General features: G+C 38.2%; 2 protein-coding genes. One reads left to right on the forward strand and one right to left on the reverse strand.

Features of this window, described 5'->3' with window-relative positions; translation table 11 throughout:
* Positions 1-1,353, reverse strand: a 1,353-nt coding sequence (locus ACIQLB_RS24385) for an aminotransferase-like domain-containing protein (protein WP_400731310.1), incomplete at its 3' end; no start/stop codon positions are given.
* Between the two features lie 133 nt (positions 1,354-1,486).
* On the opposite strand from ACIQLB_RS24385, the gene ACIQLB_RS24390 reads away from it, so the two are divergent.
* Positions 1,487-2,653, forward strand: coding sequence for an aminotransferase-like domain-containing protein (locus tag ACIQLB_RS24390; RefSeq protein WP_400731312.1), 1,167 nt, complete (start codon positions 1,487-1,489; stop codon positions 2,651-2,653).
* Positions 2,654-2,779: the final 126 nt, after the last annotated feature.

Below are 2,779 nucleotides of genomic sequence, written 5' to 3' on the forward strand. Positions count from 1 at the left end.
CAAAATGATTAGCGCTTGTTCCAGCTGATTTTCAGGTGCAGTGATTGCTAAACGAACTGCATTTACCGGCTTCGCATTTCCTACTGCAAAACGCTCAGCTGCATACACTTGCACACCTGCTTTTGATGCTAGCAATTCAAACTGAACACTGGTGAATTTTTCGGGGAGTATAAGCCATCTGAAAATGCATTCTTCTTCTCCTAAAATGTTATAACCTCCCAAATGTTGATTGACAAGGGCATTTTGTTGCTTTGCATACAACCTGTGCTTCTCTAAAATTGTTTGTGCAACGCCATCATGAATCATCCTTGCTGTAAGCTCCACCATCATTAAAGACACTGAAATATTTATATTATACAAGGTTTCCATTATTTTTTTTCGTAGCGCTGGAGGTGTAACGATATAGGATAGTCGTAAACCAGGTGAGATGGTTTTTGATACACTTGCAATATAAATGACCTTTTCTGGTGCATAGGAAGCTATTGGTGCAAGTGGTTTCTCCTTAAGAAAACTATAGATCGCATCCTCAATGACGATTAAGCCTTTCTGTCTCGCAACTTCTGCTATCATTTTTCTTGTTTCCATCGACATTGTTTGAGTAGTTGGATTATGAAAATCAGGAATAACATAAAGACCTTTTATATGCTCATTTTTGCAAGCATATAATAGCCCCTCTCTTGACATTTCTCCGTTTCTTTGTTGGATTGCTACCAGTTGGATACCAAGCATATTTGCAGCTGTTTTTATACCTGCATATGTAATGGGATCTGTACCGATTCGATCTCCTGGTTGAAACAAAGCAACTAACGTTCCAACAATGGCATTTTGTCCACCCGCCCCAAGCAATACAGGTTGATCCGTTTGAAAATTGACCTTTTCCAAAAGCTTCATTGCTGCCTCTGTTTGCCACGCATTTCCTTCAGGTCGTCCATACTGAAACAATTTGCTAAAATTAGGGTCATTCATCATCTTTTTCATATAACGTGTAATATCCTCATTAGCATGATTTTCTGGCAATACTGGGCCCATTTCGATCATCTGTGAAGATTTATTTGTTGGTAACAACATTTTATTTGTCGCTGCATCAGATGAAACGAATGTACCATTACCGATAGAAGCATAAATAAGCCCCTTCTGGCCACAAAGTTTAAAAGCTCTTGTGATCGTACTTAAATTAACATCTAAAAAATCAGCTAACTCACGCTGAGGAGGCAGTTTGGTGCCTGGCGATAATTTACCATCCTTGATATCTTGTTCCAGCTGTTCTGCTATTGCTATATATAACGGAGCCGGACTTTTACTAATGTTCGGCTTCCAACTCATTGGATATTCTTCAAACGAATTAACTGGCATATTCTAAGCTAAGCTCCTTCTCTCTCATTTTTTGCATACAATATTTAATTGTCTTGCATACAATGATAATATTGTATGCATATGATGGCAATGATATAATTTTTAAAAAATCAGAAAAAAGGAATGAAAAATTATGCAATTTTCAGAAAAGATTTTAAATACCCCGTCCTCATTCATCCGAAATATTTTGAAAGTAACTGAATCTGAGGATGTCATTTCTTTTGCAGGGGGTCTTCCAAACCCAATTTCTTTCCCAATTGAAGCGTTAAAGGCATCTGCGAATCATGCCATTACGGAAAACGGTAGTCGTTTATTCCAATACTCTTCTACACAAGGCTATGCGCCTTTACGTGAGTACATTGCTGCAAAATATCAACGAGTACACGGACTAGATGTTCATGCTGACGATGTATTTATTACAACTGGATCACAGCAGGCTCTTGAACTAATCGGGAAAGTACTTATTAACAAGGGCGATGGTATCGTCATCGAGGAGCCTGGTTACTTAGGTGCTATTCAAGCCTTCACATTAAGTGAGCCAACCTTCTATGGTGTAACACTCGAAAATGATGGCTTAAACTTAGAAGAATTAGAGAATGCACTACAACAACCAAATGTAAAATTCGTGTATACAGTTCCAAATTTCCAAAACCCAACAGGTCTTACTTATTCTAAAGAAAAGCGTCAGCAAATTTGCGAAATCATGTCAAAATATGAGGATGTAGCGTTAATTGAGGATGATCCGTATGGAGAATTACGCTTCCAAGGTGAACCGCTACCATACATCGGTGCTGGTAAATTAGAAAATAGTATTTTGCTAGGTTCTTTCTCTAAAACGGTCACACCAGGAATGCGTCTTGGCTTTATCATTACAAAAAATAAAGAATTACTGGAGCATATCGAAACAGCGAAGCAAGCAACTGACCTACACACAAATATTTTCTCTCAATATGTCATTTATGATTATCTTGCAAACAATGATTATATGGAGCACGTTCAGAAAATAATTGAGTTATATAAAAATCAAGCAGATGCCATGCTAAATGCGATGGAGGAGTTTTTCCCAGCACATGTGGACTACACACGACCAGAAGGCGGAATGTTCATTTGGGCTACAATGAACAATGGCGCTTCGTCAGTAGATATCTTCCAAAAAGCGATGGACCAAAAAGTTGCCTTCGTACCTGGCGACCCATTCTACACATCAAAAACTGGTGTTAATACAATGCGCCTAAATTATACGAATGCAACACCTGAAGTCATCCGAGAAGGAATTAAACGTTTAGGAAGCATTTTATAAATTAAGAGAACAGAAAACCGTATGAGCACTTTTGAACTGCGCCCCAATTGTTAGACACATCTAACAATTGGAGGTGCAGTTTTTGTATGGTCAAAAAGTATACTGCCAAAGATAAATTACAAGCTG

It is taken from the genome of Lysinibacillus sp. NPDC092081 (assembly GCF_044755845.1).
GTDB lineage: Bacteria > Bacillota > Bacilli > Bacillales_A > Planococcaceae > Lysinibacillus.